We start from the raw sequence: 14851 nt of genomic DNA on the forward strand, positions 1-14851 counted from the left end.
CTCGTAGCGCATCATCTCGCCTTGCCTCCTTGCGGAGACAACAACCGGCGCTCCCACATCCATCAGACACGGCCTAGGCCTTCCAGCGGCACCGGGCCGGGTTGCCTCGGCCGGCCCGGGCCGCGCGCCTCTGCGTCACGCGGCGCGCGGCGTGGTGGATTCGCAGAGGTGCTCCAGGAACTCCGGCAGCAGGCGCGCGGACATCACCCACAGCTTGCCGTCGCCCAGGTCCGCCAGCGACACGCGCTCCGCGTACTCCACGCAGGTGGCCTCCACGTAGTGGACGAACACCTTGCGGTCGCGGGCGCGGTACCACTCCGCCGCGCGGCCCAGCAGCGCCACGAACGCGTCCTGCACCTCCGGGCTCGCGTCGTCCGCGAGCGGCACCAGGCGCACGCCATCCAGCACGTTGAAGAGGTTGAGCCCCGGCTGCGCGGACTCGAACACCGCGAACGCCACGGCGCGGCCCTGGTGACGGGCCACCACCAGCTCGCGCTCGCGGGACAGGCCCGCCTCCCCCCAGCCGGTGCGCATGGTGCGCAGGTCGAAGCGCTCGGGCACCAGGTCCAGCGCCTCCCGGTAGGCCTCCGGGCGGGTGTGGGCCACCCGCGCGAAGAACGCCGCGCGCTCCTCGACGGTGGGCGCGTCCAGGGCGATGTTCGCGGGCGCCTGCCAGACCGAGTCCACCTCCCCTTCCATCAGGCGGAAGGGCACGAGGCACGTCTGGCCAGTGTGCGCGTACCAGGTGGCGAAGTCGAACTTGGTGTAGCGCACCCAGCGCACGTTCGCCTCGCAGTAGGCGAAGAACCACTTCACCTCCGGATCCACCTGCGTGGGCTCGTAGCCGCGCAGGTAGATGTCGCGCAGGGCCTCGCGCGCGGTGGAGCGGCTGCCCGGGGGCTGGTGCCGCGCCAGCTGGTGGGCCATCCAGCTGCCCGCGTAGGGCTTGAGCACGGACAGCGTGGCCTCCACGCCTTCGTCCGCGGGGCGCACCACGCGGTAGCCCAGGAGCGGCGCCTCCTGGAGCTTGTTCTGGGTCCGGTCGAACTGGTCGCGCAGGCTGGTGAACTTCTCCGGCTCCTTGCCCGGCAGGCGGAAGTAGCCGGACCGTTCGAAGAGCTTCCAGGTGGAGTCGTTCCAGTCGCCGTCCACCTTGGTGGAGGGATGGGCTTGGGCCTCCACCAGCGCGCGCCACGCGCGGGCGCCCTCCGCGTCCAGGGGCCGGACGCTCACGCCGCAGCGGCGGCCGTTGGGCGTGCTGGAGATGTTGCGCACCTCCGCGCGCAGCCGCACCGGCAGGTGGTCATCCATGCCCACTTCGATGACCGGCAGGCGCAGGCCCGGATACATCAGGTCCTCGCCAGGCTCCGTGAGGAAGGACAGGCCTTCGTAGGAGACATCCAGCAGGCCGCGGCGCACGTGCACCTGGGGCCAGAGCGGATGGTCGAAGTCCAGCGTGCACGACGCGCTGGCCTGCGTGCGGCGCAGCCAGCGGTGGCGGAAGCGCACGAGCGACGTGGGTGAAGGCATCACCAGCAGGCCGCCCTCCATGCGCGCCTGGTCCATCTGGAAGTGCACCACGCTGGAATAGCCGAAGGCCTCCAGGGTGAAGGGGCCCGGGGGAAGCGCGCCGTGCAGGTGCCAGCCGAACAGGTCCTGCAGCGGTTCGTGGAAGGCGGCGGTGACCTGCGCCACGGCCTGGCCGTCCTGGGAGCGCAGGACGCCGCGGGCCTGGCGCGAGGCGAGCGCCTCGCAGATGCGCGCCACGCGCTCCGGGTGGTCAATCTGCTCGCGCCACACGGGCCGTGTCTCCGGCGTGAGGAGCAGGCCGTTGTCGCGCAGCGACTCCAGCAGGCCCACGATGCGGCGGCCGGCATCCAGGGGCGGCGCGACGAAGCGCAGGCTGACCTCCGGCCGCGCGGCGTTGACGCCAATCACCTCCGCGTCGAGCGCGGTGGCCCACCGCTCGCCTTCACCCACCACCACCGACGCCGCCTGCCCCTTGCGAGGCACCGTGCGCGACTCCAGGTGGAGCGTTAGATGCTCCAGGGACAGCTGCACCAGACGCCCGGGGGAGAAGTCCGCGCCAAAAGAAGCCGCCGCGCTCAACTCCGTCCCCACCCGATATCCGAGGAGGGCTTCGCGGCCGGCCGGCGCGTCGTGAGTGTCCGTGTGCATGGGGGGCTCCCTGAGGTGCTACGGGGCATGATTCTACGACGTCCGAAGAAACAGTGCTCTCCCCAGTTACGCGCGACCCGGGGAACTCGGATTCCCACAGAGTGGAGATCATTCACCCCTTCTGCACTCGGACCTACGGGCCGTGTCCGTGGACGTCCTTTGGACTGTCACGCACTGGCTTCTCACGCGCGGAGAATTTCTTTCTCGGACAGGCGCATGGCCTTTTGAGACAGGTGCGGCTGGCTCCAGCCCCTCGGGTCACACGTCACCCACGAAGTCAGGGGGCCTCCGACACATGGAACACGGCGGGACATGTCGCATGTCGGCTGGTGAGACATGGCTTGCCTTGGGGGGTGGAAGTCGGCGCGTACACCCGTGGGGGATGACTCGTGGCCCTCGGGACGTTATCCCGGGCGGCCATGTCCTCCTTGTCCACCCTCTGCCTCCACTGCGGCATGTGCTGTGACGGCACGCTCTTCACGCAGGTCCCGCTCCAGGCGGGGGAGGCGGAGGTGCTGCGCCAGCGCGGTCTGCCGCTGGCGGTGCGGGAGGACGGCGCCCCGGTGTTGGCCCAGCGCTGCGCCGCGTTGGACGGCTTGTGCTGCACGGTCTACGAGGCGCGTCCGGAGGCGTGCCGCCGCTACCGCTGCCAGCTGTTCAACGCGCTCGCGGAGGGAGAGGTGTCCCTGGAGGAGGCGAAGGGCGTGGTGGACACGGCTCACGCGAAGGTGGCGGCGGTGGGACGCACGCTGGCCTCCCCTGGGAGCGGGCCGGGCAGCGTGATGCGGCAGGCGAGGACCGGCGCGGCGGAGCTGTCGCTGTCAGGGGAGGCCCGCGAGGCGCTGGCGCACGCGGAGGTGTACCTGGACCGCCACTTCCGGGGGCGGTTCCGGCGTTCGGGGTGAGGACAGCCTCTCCAGCGAGGAGTCACCGCACCCGGACTCTTTCGAGCCCGGGTGCGGCCACCTTCACCGGTTCCGCGACATCTGAGCCCGGGCACTCTCCACCAAAGCCTTGAGACGGCTCAGGTCACCTGACGTCCACCCGCGTCGCTCGCAGGCGGTAATCATCTGGGCTGATGTCTCCACCAGCCGCTGCATGAACACATCGGTGAGCACACGACCTTCAAGAACGACCTGGGTCGATGAATGCTTCCGTTGCTGACAGCGAAGGACCATCTCCTCTCCATGCAGTGACACCTCGAAAAAGAAGGGTCCCTCCATGAACTGGCATCGGGCCGTCGCTGTCCCCCCGGATTGAAGCGGCGCCAACGCCTCCAACCACCAGCCAAGCACGACAACGGGAGCGTCGTTCCATTCATCATCCGGAAAGGACGCGTCCTCCCCCCGGAGCGAGAGCACACCCGTGACCAGGCCTGAAGACGCGATGGCCAGGGTGTCGGGTTCGACATGCACCGTAAGCATGAGCATCAGCCTCCTAGCGGAAAACTGGATACGCGGTTTCCATCACCTTGGTTTCCAGGTTGATCCACATCTCAATGACGTATGCGGGACTGGGACCAGGACCTTGCGCACGTACACGCGGCCCCTGACGCTCGATGGTCTTCGCATAACGATACGCCTCCCTGACAGCCTTTTCGATCTGTTTCTCGGTCATATTCTGGAACAAACCCTTGTTTTCGCTCACGCGGGATCCGCCTCGCAGATGACCTGAAAGGATGTGCCCGATGTCGATGGTGATCTTCTTCAATGAAGGAAGATTCACTGACTTCGGGGTCGGGGGGGATTTGGGGAGGATCCCCAAATACCTGCTGGTGTTGTGGACCCACGTCGCCAGTGTGCCGACGAAGTAGGTGTGGGCCTGCTCGACCTCCAGGTTGTAGACCGTCGCCGATTCGGCGGCCAGGGAGAGGGCCCGGATCCGGACGGGTGCTCCCTGCGCCGTGATGAGCGCATCGCCCACGACCAGATTCTGGGCCTGGGTCCAGCCCCGGCCCTGCACCCAGAAGGGGTGTTCGACCGTCGTCCCCAGCGTCTCCACCGTGCCATCCGCGGCCACGAGCTCGAGCTTCACCACCGCTCGCCGCAGCTTGATGAAGGTGCGCGTCACCGGGTGCCAGCCGGGGGCCTGGCTCTCCTCGTCCCAGGCCCAGACCTGGTCACCCACAGTCACCTCTTCGATGGGCCGCATCCCTTCCGCCGTCAGGACCACGGTTCCCGCGACGAAACAGCCTCCTCCCTCGAGCATGGCCGTGGTCATCGTCGTGCCGGCCTTCGTCGCGGCCATCTGCGCGGTGATCCGGGTCACCGGGGCGAGTTCCGCGCTCAACGCCGACGCGACCTGTCCCAGCCGCGCGAAGGTAAAGGACATCAGCGTCTGCACGGATCCGTTCAATGCCTTGTCATAGTCCCCCTCCATGAAGCCGGAGGTCGCGGTGTAGGTCCCGTTGCCGACATCCACCACGCCCTGGGCCATGAACGCCGTCACGACGTAGGCGCCATTGCCAACATTCAGGATGCCCGCGACGGCCGCCGTCCCATAGTTTCCGCCCCGCCATGCATCCACCATCTCCGCTTCGATGGCGGCGCCCTGCGCCAGCGCGGGGCCCATGCAGTCAATGCCCGTGGCCAGACTGGCCGAGCACTTGCCACTGGGGTCCGTGAAGCCCGTCGGGTTGCCGCGCGCGTACGAGTAGAGGTTGCACTCGCTGGGGTTGGCCAGACACTGTTCCGGCGATTCCAGGAACAGTCCGTCCGGTGAGAGGAATTGCCCCAGCGTGGCGTCGTAATCCCGCACTCCCATGCGGATGAGTCCCAGGTCCGCGTCGTACCCCTTCTGCACGAACTCCAGCGCCGGTGACACATCCGGGTGCGCAGCGCGATTGCCATAGGGCGAGGCCACGAACGGAGCCCCCACCGTGTCCGTCAGCAGCGTGCCCCGCGCGTCCGCCGCGAGCGGGCGGAACACGCCCTGCTGGATGACACCCACCAACTGCCCGGCGAAGTGCACGGGCAGCGTGAGGCCAGACGCATCCAGGTATTCGCCCGCCTCCAGATACGCGGCCACGGGGGTCGAGCCCTCGCGCTTGAGGATGCGCTGGCCTGCCTCGTCGTAGAGGAAGTTCCACTGCGTGGTCCCACGGGTCGCGCTGGCCACGTGCCCGTTGGGGCCGTACGTGAGCTGAAGGTTTCCCTTCGTCACAGCGCGGCCCAGGGCGTCAAACGTGTAGGTGACGTTCCCCGCGGTGAGCGTGTTGCCCACGCGCGTCACCGGGCGCGTCGTGCCGTTCTCCTGGATGGAGAGGGGGAGCCCCTCGGGCGCATAGCCATACAGGTAGCTGTCATGGGCATCCTGCGCCTGGGTGAGGAAACCCTGGGGCGAATAGGTGTAGTCGCGCTGCCAGGTCTGCGCGCCCAGGGTGAAGTCCTCCGACTCCACCAGGCCCCGCGCATTCAGACGCTGGGCGGTGGTGGCGCTCCACGTCGGCGTGGACTGTGCCTGCGTGGTGCGGCGTCGGGTGAAGGCGTCGTACCCGAAGCCAACGTGCGTTCCTCCCGAGAAGTCCACGGAGGACACCCGTCCCTCACTGTCGTAGTCCAGCGAAGCCCAGGGCGAAGGGGCCGCGTTGCCCGTCCCCAGCCACGCCTCCTTGAGCCGTCCGTGCGTATCAACCTTGTAGACCTGCGTGTCGGACGACAGTTGCGTCCCATTCGCGGCCTTCACCACGGTGGTGGTGCCAGTGACGTCCCCCGCGTCGTTGTACGCAAGCTGCGCCTGGACCGTGCGCCAACCCGTCAACTCCAGGGTCCGGGACGTCAGCCTGCCGTCCTCGCGGTACGTGAACGTCTTGAGGTACCCGTCACCGGAGACAGCCGTGAGCAAGCCCTTCTGGTCCAGCGTCGCCGGGCCGGAAGGAGAAGCCCCGTCGTGGTAGTAGCGATACACCTGAGAACCACTGCCGGCGACAGCGCCATGTGTCTCCGTGGAGAGCCGCCCCAGGGTGTCGTAGGCGAAAGCCACCTGGCGCTGGACGACGCCAGCGGGAGAGACAAAGCGCTTCAGGACGAGGCGGTCCTTCGTCGCATCATACGTGTACTCCACCGTGGCGATTCCCTGACGCACCAGTTGGCCCACGCGGCCATGGCCGTCGTAGTGCACGCGGTGGGTCGCGCCATCCGGCAGCACCACTTCGCGCAGACGTCCGGAGGCGTCGTAGTGGTAGCCGTGACGCGTATGGGCCTCGTCCTCCTGCGCCAGCACGCGCTTCGCCGCGTCCAACGTGCGGCTGGCGGTGAAGGTCCCGTTCTCCACGGCCGTCTGCATCAGCACCCCGGACTCGATCCCCAGGCTCGTGGCCACCTGCTTCTCCACGCCCTCGTGGAAGGCGGTGGTGGTGGCCGCGTCGTGGCCGAAGGCGGACGCGCTGCTGAAGGCCACCTGCCGGCCTCCCGCCAGCAGCGCCGCGTAGTCCATGGCCAGCATGTTCACCGCGGGCCCCACCGGTGGCCGCAGCAGCGTGCGCAGCTCCGCGCGAGCGCCGTCCCTGCGGCTCAGGCTGTCAAAGCTCCAGCCCTCCGGAATCCGGTGAGCCGTGGTGAAGGCATCTCCCGAGGCCGTGACGTACTCGACGGACTCCCGCACGGCCCCCTGCGAGGCATCCACCAACGTGGACAACTGGAAGGAGGCGGGCGCGGTCGCCGTCGCGTCGTGATAGCCATACGTCTGCTTGGGATTGAGCTGGGAACCTCCCAGACTGTCCCACTCCCGGCTCAACCGCTCCTGCCCGTCGTAGCGGAAGAAGCGTCGGTAGGGCGTGCCTCCCCGGTCCACCTCCAACGTCAGCACCGCGTCCGTCAGCGGGTCGCGATCCACCACCCGCGTCACCACACCGTCCGGTGCGTTCGTCTGATACAGCAGCCGCCGTCCCGGCTCCTGGTGGAAGGTCGCCACGCCCTTGCCCGGCACGGAGATGGAGGCCAGGGACGCGTCGGGGTTGTACGTCACCTGCTGCAACGTCAGCGTCTGCGTGCCCTCCACGCTGCGCACCGCCGTGACCTGGCCCAGCGAGTCACGCTCCACCAGGGCCTCATGGCGGAAGTCCATCCAGGCTTGCGCATGCTGCCCGGTCAGCACGGTGCGGCTCTCCAGGCAATGCAGCGCCTGACCCAACCCGCTCACCGAGGCCCGCGTCCGCTCCGTGGTCAACGTCCCCTGCGCCGTCGTCGTCACCACACGGGAGGAGCAGACGTCCGCCGTGTAGGCCTCGTACTCCGTGAGCTCCGACACCAACTGGTTGTCCGTCGTGGAGCGCCAGCCCTGCTCCTGGGCCTGCAATCGCTTCCACGGCACACCCGCCAGCGAAGCGGCCTCGTACCGCAGGGTGGAGAACTCCTCTACCCGTGGCGCCTTGTCATCGCGCACGCGCGAGGACAGCAGCAGGCCCGCGCTGGCGTCCTCGTTGAGGAAGTGCATCTCCTCCAGCACATGCATGCTCTCGCGCGTCACCTGCCCATAACCGAGCAGGAACCGACCCACGGAGTGCATCGCCGGCTGGCCGTAGGTGTACTGGTACGTCCGGGTCTCCTGCCCGCTGGACTGCACCGTCAGCGTGTCCAGCACCGGCTGGCGTGCGCCCTGCTGGGCGGCCACCGGGCTGCGCGCGTAGGTGAAGGCGAGCCGCGTCCCCTTGCCGTCATCCGCGGACTTCAGGAGCCCCGTGCCGGGCGTATCCAGCGCCACGGAGTTCGCCAGGCCGTTCTCCACGAAGAACAGCTCCGTGTTGCCCGTGCCCTCCAGGTCCTGCACCACCGGGAAGCTGGAGTTCCACGCCAGCAACTCCAGCGCGGGGACTGGCACCTGCACCAGGCGCGTCCCGTCGTTCACCAGCAGCAACGCCCCGTACGGGCTGCCGGCGATGACGTCCTGCAGGCCGTCGTTGTTGATGTCCGTGAAGCTCAGCTCGAAGCCCGCGAGCGACACCGGGCTGTCGTCCGGGAAGCGCGCCTCGTAGATGTGCGGCTCCGGCTCGAAGAGGAACTGGCCCTTGCCCGCGTAGACGAAGAGGTCGTTGTAGGAGCGCACCACCAGATCCGGCACGCTGTCCCCGTTGAAGTCATGCACCCAGGTGGCCTGGGGCTGGACCTGGAGATTCAGCGTGCCCGTCACCGGGACGGCCGCGAAGGCATACGCGGTGGCCGTGCTCTCGTTGGGCAGCACGCTGTAGCCACCCAGGTAGACGGCCAGCAGGTCCGGCCGCCGATCCCGATTCAGGTCCACCAGGCGGGTGTTGGGACCCAGCTCCCACGCGTCATGGAGCCAGCCCTGATGCACCGGGTGCCCATCCCGCTCGCACACCAGCATCTCCGTCTTCGACAGGAACGCGTTCCAGGAAAGCGACACCACCTGGTAGTCGGTCTGCTCGGGACGCATCCTCGCCAGCAGCCGGGGCTGGTTGAACGCGGACGCATCCGGCCGGCACTCGATGCGCGCGTCCAGGGCGGCCGGAGGCAGCGGGTCGAAGGTGTAGCCGCCCGGCTGCTGCCGGATGAGGCTGAAGTCCGTGCGGTTCTCCAGGTCCACCAACCCGTCGTCCCCGTCATCCAAGGGCGTGGACTCGGAGGGCAGGGCCACCCCTTCGGAGTAGGCCAGCATCACGCCGTCGAATTTGGGGATGAAGCGCGGCGACACGCTCGGCAGGAGGTCCGAGGCGCGCTCATACGCATACGTCACCGCCGGGGCGGACTGCCCCGACGCATACGTCCGCTGCACGGATTCAAGCTGGAAGGCGGGGCCCAGCGCGTCCTGGTGGTAGCCGACGGCGTAGCTCCAGCGCAGCCCGAACAGTCCCGTGACCGCATCCTTGCTGCGAGCCTCCACGCGCGTCACGCGCCGGTCCAACCGCAGCGCCTCTCCGGACCGCCAGTCCACGAAGGCCGTCGTCACCGGCTCGTGGATGAAGTCCACCCGCTCCTGGAAGTCATCCCCCAGGCCCCCATAGGAGGCACGCGTCAGGAAGAGGCGGCCAGAGGCGTTGGCCGTCCACTCCAGCTTCGTCTTGTGCCCGGTGACGTCCACCACCTGCGTGAGGTGCCACGCATAGGTGCCTCGCGCCGTCTGCACGCGCGCGGTACCGCCGAACGTCCAGCGGCTGCCGTCCGGAAGCAGGGCCACCAGGGTGGTCCCCTGCTCCTCCATGCGCACGTTGCTCTTGAGACCCACGGGGTACCACCGCCCGTCCGTCCCCTTCACCATCCGGCCCCAGGGACCGGTGAGCTCGTCGTTCGAGTAGTCCAGCTCGCCAATGACACGCGTGCGCGTCATGGCCAGCGACACACCCCAGCCCTGCCCCCACTCGCCAATGCCTCCCTCCGGCGAATAACTGGGGAAGACCTGGGCGTGGAGGACCCCGCGCTCCGTGGGCACGGCGAACGTGGAGGCCAGGCTGAAGCCTCCCCGGCTCACATCCGCGGGCCCCAGCTCCGTGGCCGCGTACTGCCCCACCAGGCTTCCGCGACGGGGCGCATCCAATTGCGGCGCCTGTACCAACGCATCATTGAAGGGCTGGGCAAGCACCTGCCCGCACCACAGTCCGGCGACCAAACCCAACACGCTTCGCATGGCGATGTCCCATTGATTGAAAGAAAGACAGGCACTGAAAAACGGCCCCGCCCGGGCTGCACCCACCGGGCAGGGCCATGACTGACTTCGGTGTCCGACGGGCGCTGGCTACTGGCAGCGCATCACGCCGGGAGGCTTCACGCTGGGAGCCTCCTGCTTCGTCTCCACCCGGAAGACCACCAGCAGCTCGAGGGTCTTCGCCAGCGGGCTGTTCGGGTTGATGAGTCCGGGAGCAGGCGGCAGGTAGTTGCCCACGATGGACTGCACGTCCAGGTGGTAGCTGGTGAAAGGCGACAGTCCCGCGGCCACTGACGACGTCGACAGGTACGCGTCCAGCTTGTTGTTGGTCGGCGCCGTCAGCTCCGCCATCGTGCCGAACATCAGCTGCGCCGAGGGCCCCAGGTACTCCGCCGTGGCGAAGTCATACTGGAACAGCGAGGACGCCGCCGGGAAGCGCATCGCCGGCGTCAGGCCCAGGGGAATCGTGTACGGGTCGGACGAACTGCCGGCAGGCAGGACGCCGTACACCGCCAGGGTCCGGACGATGGGCGTCACCTGATTGCAGGGCAGCAGCTTCTGTCCGCCCGACAGGCTGAAGAAGTGCTCCGGCGTGAGGGTCAGCGTGGGGTTGCGGTTCGCCAGGATGTCATCCCAGACCGCCTTCGACAGGGCCGGGTCCGCCTTGCGGTAGAGCGTGACGGGCGTCTTGTCCTGGCGGGGAATGCTGACGATGACGTCCAGCACCGGGTTGGCCGGTCCGATGATCCGCGTCGCCGCCAGGCGCGTCTCCACCGCCTGTGCCGCCTGCTTCGCCGTCTGCGCCAGCACGGTGATGTCCGTGCTGGGAGAGGCCGGGTCGATGGCCGTGAGCGCGTTCAGCAGGTTGAGCTCGGACGAGGTGAAGTTCGTCAGGGTGGACGGATGCAGGATCCGCACGGTGGGAGCCAGCCACTGGCTCATCACCTCGTCCAAGGCCTCCAGCTTCACCCGCAGGGCCGTGCCATCCAGGTTGCGCAACGTCCAGGCCGGAGCCAGGGCCAGCAGCCGGGACTGGGTCTGGGCATAGGTGCGGTCGTCCTCCAGCGCCTGGATCTCCAACGCGACCTGCCGCAGCTGCCGCTCGATGTTGACGAGCTCCACCTCCCGCTCCACGTCGACCAGTGCCTTCTCCACGAAGGTGCCGAAGAGGGTGCGGAGGCTCTCCGGGTAGCCCTCCAGGCTCGTGCAGCCGCAGGCCAGGTAGAGGTCGCTGAAGGCCTTGCTGCGCAGGCTGTTGATCTGGCTCGGCAGCAGCCGCCCCTGGGACACGTAGGACTGGGCCTGCGCCTTCATCTTGGCCAATCCGGACACCATCGACGTGGTGATCTGGATCGCCTCGCTGGACTGCGGGCTCAGCTCCGCGACGCGCACGTCCAGTTGGGAGTGGCCCACCCACCCCTCACACGCCGCGGTGGGCGTGCTGGCCACGATGGCCGCGTCGTTGACGACCACGTAGTAGTCCGACTGCGCGTTCACCAGCAGCGAGGTGGACGGAGACTGGAGCACGCGCGCCGAGCGCACATTGGCGCGATCCGTCATGCCCCGCACCACCTCCACCAGGAGGAGGCTGCCCACCGGCTCGTCCGGGAACGGCGCCAGGGGAGACCGCACGCCGCGCGCCACGGAGAAGGTAGTATGCGCGTTGCTGCCGGTGGAGGACGTCTGATTCCACGTCCGGCTCCACGTGGTGCCACTCTCGGAGCTCATGCAGGAGTTGACCCCTCCGATGCCTCCGATAATGGGAATGCTGGGATTGAACCCGGCGCAGAACGATTCGGTATTCGTCGCGTTGGCGAAGTTGCCCTCCGAGTTCACCGTCTCGTTGGCGGTCGCCGTGTAGACCTCCTGCGAGTTCGTCACGGAGAAGCCTTCGGGCCCCGTCATGATGGGCGTCTGAGCGGGAAGCGGGGTCCGCACCTTCACCATGCTGCCATTGGGACCACTGGTCAGCCCCAGCGCGCAGGTCGGGGACCAGCGGCCTGAAACCTGGACGACAAGCTGGCTGCCCACGGAGGGCTGGAGCTTGAAGGTGGAGCCATCCAGCTTCAGCGACGCCATTCCCTGCACGTCATTGGCATTGGGCCCCATGCGTCCCCGGTTGGGGACGATCAGGGAGGATTCGGTCTTCAGCATGACCTGGCCCTGCTCCGCGATGGCCGGGTACAGGGCCTCGAAGCCATCCATGAAGTCACCCAGGCGGGCCTCCTCCACGGCCTGGCTCACGCGCAGTCCATTGAAGTCCTTGTTCAGCGACTTCAGCTGCGCATCCAGGAGGAGGCTCCTGTTGTCCAGGTTGGCCAGGTTGCCTTGGTTCTGCAGCTGGGCAAGCAGCTCCAGCACCAGCGTCTTGCGATTGGCGTTGTAGGAGGTGAGGTCGCCGTCCAGCTCGCCGATGATCTTGTTGAGCTGGGCGAGGATGGCCGCCTGCTTCTGCGCGTCCAGCCCCACCTTGAGGGTCTGCTCGTTCTCGGAGGTGAAGAGGCCATTGACCGCGTAGCCGGTGGCGCGGGCCTGGGCCTCGCGCAGCATCGCCGTCAGGGACATGGCGGAACCGGACACCGGCCGGTCGAACAGGTCGTTGGCGACGTAGGTTCCCGCGGGCAACCCCAGCGCGTCCTCCACCGCGGAGCGGAAGGCGGCGTGGCCGGAGACCATCCGGTTGAAGACCCGCTTCCAGTCCGCCGACACATTGGCCGCCGCGGTGACCTTCGTCTGCAACGCGGACGCATCATTCAGGTTCGCCAGCACGTTCCAGAGCTGGCTCGTGACGGTGGACCGGGTGGAGCAGGACACGAAGCGGCAGCCCATGTCGTGCAGGCGGCTCACGTCCAGCATCCGCTCGTTCAGCCCACGCAGCGAGTCATCCAGCAGGTAGAGCAGCGGCGCTCCGGTGAGCGGCGGCGTGCCTCCTTCACCGAAGGCCGCGAGCAGGACCTGGCGGTCCGCCACGAAGCCGTCGGAGAGGACCTTGGCCCGGACCGTCTCCGCCTGCGTGTCATTGGTGGCGGTGAGCCCCAGCTCATCCTTCAGCCAGGCGCCCTTCCAGAAGGCCTGCATCACCTGGCTCGTCTGGGCCATGAGCGCCGGCGACGGCGCGGCCGTGGGCGACAGGTGGGCGCGGGACGCGCCGTACCACCGCTGGATGGCGACGAGCTTCGCGCGCAGCTCCGCGATGCGGTTCTCGCTGCCCAGCGTCGTCGTCATGCCCGGCAGCCCCTTGATGAGCAGCTGCGAGGTGATGCTGTCGTAGACAGGCCAGTACGCCTGGGTGTCGTAGCCGGAGGACGCGAGCTGCTCGATGCCCGTCGCGGCCGCCGTGCACGTGTCCAGGAGGGTGCTGGCCGCGGTGCTGGAGACGTGGCTGTCCAGCAGCCGCTGGCAGAGGGCCAGCGTGCCAATCACCTCCTGGGAGGCGGTGAAGCTGGCCGACGGCGCGGGCAGGCCCGTGGAGCAGGTGTCGGACGTGAAGTCCTCGTTGTCGAAGTACTCCCCCAGCAGGCCGTTGCTGGCCTGATCCGGCGTGAAGAGCCGGTTCGTGGGGATGGGCGTGACGCTCGGGGCGCCCGGGGGCTGCCAGTGCAGCCGGATGCCCGCGGCCCAGCCACCCTCGCTGTGCTCCAGCTTCAGGGCATGGCGGCCCGCGGTGAGCGGGACGCTGACCTGATGCCAGACCTCGCCCAGGTAGGTGGGGCGCTCCAGCAGGAGCTGGCCGTCCACCCACAGGCGGACGCTGTCATCCCACTTCACGTGGAAGGCATACGTGCCCGTCTGGGGCGCCTCCACGAAGCCCGTCCAGCGCACGGAGAAGGTGTCCGGCGACATGAAGGGGGCCGGGGCATCCAGGTTCCAGGTGAAGTCCACCGTCGGGTCCACCCGGAAGAAGTGGTTGATCTCCGGATAGGCCGTGTAGAGAGCCTGGACCCGCGCGCGGCGCGTGGCGTACCCACCTGCCTGCACATTCGAGTCGAAGGCCGGGTTGTCCGCGTGCAGTTCGAACAGCAGCTTGAGCGCGTTGACGAGCTTGAACTTCAGGAGCGGGCCATCCACCGCCGCCGGAGCGACCGCGTCCAGCTGGGTCGCCAGCCGGGTGTACTTGGTCTCCACGGACGCATAGGGCGTATCGTCCGCCGTCATGCAGCGCGGACGGTTGGGGAAGCCCGTGCGGATGTCGGCCTGGGCGTCAGCGGTGCTCTTCAGCGCGTTCTGAGACAGGCCGCTGACCGAGTAGAACAGGCCGCCGCCCGACAATCCGTCGCACGTCGCCGGATCGGCTTCGGTGCCATGCGTGGGCGCACGGCAATAGTCATACTTGGGCCGCGAGGGGTCAGGACAGGTGGAGGGGACCTGACCGCACTCGGGGTGCGGGCTGGTCGTCCAAGAGGACACCACGTTGCTGACGGTGATGGAGCAGTCTTCCGTCCACGGGGTCGTAGTGACGGTCTGGCTCCATCCGGGCCCGCTGCTATTGAGCGTCTGCGGGCTGCCGAGCACACGGTTTCCCGTCGAATAGGCAGACACGATGGCCAGGGGGAACTTGGGGTCCCTCTTCCCCTGGGCTTCCAGGTCCAACAGCAGCTGCGTGGCCCGGGCCTGGCACGTGTGCGTGTAAGCGGTCGTGTTGCTGTTCTCGCAGGGGGGCTTCTCGGAGTAGTCGCAGTACTGGAGGTAGGTGTTTTCGCCCGCCGCCTTGATGTTCGTATAGGTGACGGTGCTCCGGGTGGAGTGGCTGCAGGTGGCATCCACCTGGCAGGGCTTGGTCTCATAGCCAATCTGGGGGCATGCCGACGTGTTGCTCAGCTTGAAGCACTCCCTGCGGTACTCCCAGGGCCCCTGACAGACCAGGTCCAGACCCGTGGGAGCCCCTGGCAGGGTTTCCGGCGCCACCGTGGGCCGGCAACTGGAACCGTTCAGGGCCGCTTCGGCCGTGGCCCACTTCTCCTGGGTGGCTTCCTCCTCGGAAGGTTGCCCGCAGGCGACCATGAGCAGGGAAACCCCCAGCCCCCATAATGCTGAGATTCGTCTTTTCATTAGGCCTTCGATTCCATGGCGATGCCCT

General features: G+C 68.1%; 5 protein-coding genes. 1 reads left to right on the forward strand and 4 read right to left on the reverse strand.

Features of this window, described 5'->3' with window-relative positions:
- Window positions 1-135: 135 nt before the first annotated feature.
- Complete coding sequence (locus tag FOF48_RS30630; protein ID WP_143907466.1) at window positions 136-2178, reverse strand: PilZ domain-containing protein; 2043 nt, start codon at window positions 2176-2178, stop codon at window positions 136-138.
- A gap of 419 nt (window positions 2179-2597) precedes the next feature.
- Here FOF48_RS30630 and FOF48_RS30635 point away from each other — a divergent pair, with 419 nt between their 5' ends.
- The gene (locus tag FOF48_RS30635) at window positions 2598-3083 is read left to right on the forward strand and encodes a YkgJ family cysteine cluster protein (protein WP_143907468.1); all 486 of its coding nucleotides are present in this window, start codon (window positions 2598-2600) and stop codon (window positions 3081-3083) included.
- Between the two features lie 63 nt (window positions 3084-3146).
- Here the strand turns inward: FOF48_RS30635 and FOF48_RS30640 are convergent, their stop codons facing one another.
- From FOF48_RS30640 to FOF48_RS30650, 3 genes are all read right to left on the reverse strand, one after another.
- A complete protein-coding gene (locus FOF48_RS30640; RefSeq protein WP_186002140.1) occupies window positions 3147-3608 on the reverse strand; it encodes a hypothetical protein in 462 nt (153 codons plus the stop codon).
- Between the two features lie 7 nt (window positions 3609-3615).
- Entirely contained in the window at window positions 3616-9756 is a 6141-nt protein-coding gene (locus FOF48_RS30645) for a polymorphic toxin-type HINT domain-containing protein (RefSeq protein ID WP_143907472.1), read from the reverse strand.
- A 108-nt stretch (window positions 9757-9864) separates the two neighbouring features.
- Window positions 9865-14775 carry a PA14 domain-containing protein gene (locus FOF48_RS30650; RefSeq protein WP_186002141.1) on the reverse strand — a complete coding sequence of 1637 codons (4911 nt, stop codon included), beginning with the start codon at window positions 14773-14775 and terminating at the stop codon, window positions 9865-9867.
- Window positions 14776-14851 lie beyond the last annotated feature (76 nt).

Source organism: Corallococcus sp. Z5C101001 (genome assembly GCF_007352635.1).
GTDB lineage: Bacteria > Myxococcota > Myxococcia > Myxococcales > Myxococcaceae > Corallococcus > Corallococcus silvisoli.

Coding starts and splice junctions, on each gene's coding strand:
- FOF48_RS30630 (WP_143907466.1), bottom strand. CDS start 2,178: ATGCACACGGACACTCACGACGCGCCGGCCGGCCGCGAAGCCCTCCTC.
- FOF48_RS30650 (WP_186002141.1), bottom strand. CDS start 14,775: ATGGTCGCCTGCGGGCAACCTTCCGAGGAGGAAGCCACCCAGGAGAAG.
- FOF48_RS30645 (WP_143907472.1), bottom strand. CDS start 9,756: ATGCGAAGCGTGTTGGGTTTGGTCGCCGGACTGTGGTGCGGGCAGGTG.
- FOF48_RS30640 (WP_186002140.1), bottom strand. CDS start 3,608: ATGCTCATGCTTACGGTGCATGTCGAACCCGACACCCTGGCCATCGCG.
- FOF48_RS30635 (WP_143907468.1), top strand. CDS start 2,598: ATGTCCTCCTTGTCCACCCTCTGCCTCCACTGCGGCATGTGCTGTGAC.